Source organism: Brachybacterium equifaecis (assembly GCF_023509525.1).
In the GTDB taxonomy this organism is placed as follows: domain Bacteria; phylum Actinomycetota; class Actinomycetes; order Actinomycetales; family Dermabacteraceae; genus Brachybacterium; species Brachybacterium equifaecis.
Window position 1 is genome coordinate 1 of record NZ_JAKNCJ010000016.1, and the last position, 3,167, is coordinate 3,167.

Genomic DNA, 3,167 nt, shown 5'->3' on the forward strand with positions numbered 1-3,167 from the left:
GCCGGCCCCCACCAGGACCGGCACAACACACCCGAACAACACAGCACCAACAACCCACAAAAAGATTGTGGCCCGCGCACGACAGCGGGATCACCCCATAAAGAGGACCCACACACCATCACACACGGACCACAACCCACCACAAAGATGTCCGGCGGCGACCTACTCTCCCACACCCTCCCGAGTGCAGTACCATCGGCGCTGTCAGGCTTAGCTACCGGGTTCGGAATGGAACCGGGCGTTTCCCCAACGCTATGACCGCCGTAACTCTACGAGACTAACCAGACCCCACAGCACCCCGATCCGTTACGGAAACCAGGACACCGAGGGTTGTTCCTCAAGAACCACACAGTGGACGCGAACACATTCAGCAAGAAGAATAATGTTGAAAAGTCATCAGCCATTAGTACCAGTCAGCTCCACACATTGCTGTGCTTCCACATCTGGCCTATCAACCCAGTCGTCTACTGGGGGCCTCTCACCCACAAGGGGCACGGATATCTCATCTTGAAGCAGGCTTCCCGCTTAGATGCTTTCAGCGGTTATCCCTTCCCGACGTAGCCAACCAGCCATGCTCTTGGCAGAACAACTGGCACACCAGAGGTCAGTCCATCCCGGTCCTCTCGTACTAGGGACAGGTCTTCTCAAATATCCAACGCGCGCAGCGGATAGGGACCGAACTGTCTCACGACGTTCTAAACCCAGCTCGCGTACCGCTTTAATGGGCGAACAGCCCAACCCTTGGGACCAACTCCAGCCCCAGGATGCGACGAGCCGACATCGAGGTGCCAAACCATGCCGTCGATATGAGCTCTTGGGCAAGATCAGCCTGTTATCCCCGGGGTACCTTTTATCCGTTGAGCGACACCCATTCCACAATGAGGTGCCGGATCACTAGTTCCTGCTTTCGCACCTGCCCGACATGTCTGTCTCGCAGTCAAGCTCCCTTGTGCACTTACACTCAACACCTGATTGCCAACCAGGCTGAGGGAACCTTTGAGCGCCTCCGTTACTCTTTAGGAGGCAACCGCCCCAGTTAAACTACCCATCAGGCACTGTCCCTGACCCGGATAACGGGCCGAGGTTAGGAATCCAGAACGACCAGAGTGGTATTTCAACGATGACTCCACACGAACTAGCGTCCATGCTTCCCAGTCTCCCACCTATCCTACACAAGCCGTTCCGAACACCAATACCAAACTATAGTAAAGGTCCCGGGGTCTTTCCGTCCTGCTGCGCGTAACGAGCATCTTTACTCGTAATGCAATTTCGCCGAGTTCGCGGTTGAGACAGTGGAGAAGTCGTTACGCCATTCGTGCAGGTCGGAACTTACCCGACAAGGAATTTCGCTACCTTAGGATGGTTATAGTTACCACCGCCGTTTACTGGGGCTTAAATTCTCAGCTTCGCGCCGAAGCGCTAACCAGTCCTCTTAACCTTCCAGCACCGGGCAGGCGTCAGTCCGTATACAGCGTCTTACGACTTCGCACGGACCTGTGTTTTTAGTAAACAGTCGCTTCTCCCTGGTCTCTGCGGCCTTCGGTGCTCTCACACCTCCGGCCCCCCTTCTCCCGAAGTTACGGGGGTATTTTGCCGAGTTCCTTAACCACGATTCTCTCGAACGCCTTGGTATTCTCTACCTGATCACCTGAGTCGGTTTGGGGTACGGGCGACCGTATTCGTCACGCCGGAACTTTTCTTGGCAGTACAGGATCACTCACCTACGCCCATACGGGATCCCCATCACGTCTGACCCTCAATGACCCCAGCATTACCCGGGATCGGGCTGCACGCTTAGACGGACTATTCCATTAAGTCCGCGGAAGCTACCTCTCTGCGTCATTCCTTGCGCTGACCTACTACGCACTTGGTTCCCAGCCTCGCCATCACAACATTCCCGAAGGAACACTGCACAGCTCGGGTGGTTAGCATCGCACGCCTCGGTATGGGTCCTCCTACGATCGGTTCGGGAATATCAACCCGATGTCCATCGACTACGCCTGTCGGCCTCGCCTTAGGTCCCGACTAACCCAGGGCGGATTAACCTAGCCCTGGAACCCTTGATCAATCGGCGGACGGGTTTCTCACCCGTCTTTCGCTACTCATGCCTGCATTCTCACTCGTACAGGCTCCACCACTGGGTTCCCCCGCAGCTTCGCTGCCTGCACGACGCTCCCCTACCCATCCAGGCAAAACCTGAATGACACAGCTTCGGCGGTGTACTTGAGCCCCGCTACATTGTCGGCGCAAAATCACTTGACCAGTGAGCTATTACGCACTCTTTCAAGGGTGGCTGCTTCTAAGCCAACCTCCTGGTTGTCTCAGCAACTTCACATCCTTTTCCACTTAGCACACGCTTAGGGGCCTTAGCTGATGTTCTGGGCTGTTTCCCTCTCGACTATGAAGCTTATCCCCCACAGTCTCACTGCCACGCTCTCACGTACCGGCATTCGGAGTTTGGCTAAGGTCAGTAACCCGGTGGGGCCCATCGCCTATCCAGTGCTCTACCTCCGGCACGAAACACGTGACGCTGCACCTAAATGCATTTCGGGGAGAACCAGCTATCACGAAGTTTGATTGGCCTTTCACCCCTATCCACAGGTCATCCCCTCCATTTTCAACTGAAGTGGGTTCGCGCCTCCACGCGGTCTTACCCGCGCTTCACACTGCCCATGGATAGATCACTTCGCTTCGGGTCTAGAGCCGGCGACTGAACGCCCCGTTCAGACTCGCTTTCGCTACGGCTACCCCACACGGGTTAACCTCGCCACCGACCACTAACTCGCAGGCTCATTCTTCAAAAGGCACGCTGTCACCCCTCAAGGCTCCAACGGATTGTAAGCGCACGGTTTCAGGTACTATTTCACTCCCCTCCCGGGGTACTTTTCACCTTTCCCTCACGGTACTTGTCCGCTATCGGTCACAAGGAAGTATTTAGGCTTACCAGGTGGTCCTGGCAGATTCACACCGGATTTCACGGGTCCGGTGCTACTCGGGAACAGCGTCACGCCCTGCACCAGCTTCGTCTACGGGGGTCACACCCTCTACGCCGTCGCACTCAACACGACTTCGACTACCAGCACACGTACACGTTCACAGGCCGGCAGACCTGAACAACACGTCCCACAACCCCGCGCCTGCAACCCCTGCCGGGTATCACACAGACA

Annotated in this window: 2 rRNA genes (1 of these 2 running past the window's edge); both read right to left on the reverse strand. The window is 56.2% G+C overall.

From position 1 onward, the window contains the following. Positions 1–149: 149 nt before the first annotated feature. Positions 150–266 (reverse strand): 5S ribosomal RNA (gene rrf, locus Bequi_RS14070). Between the two features lie 117 nt (positions 267–383). Next, positions 384–3,167 (reverse strand): 23S ribosomal RNA (locus Bequi_RS14075) (it continues 210 nt past the right edge of the window).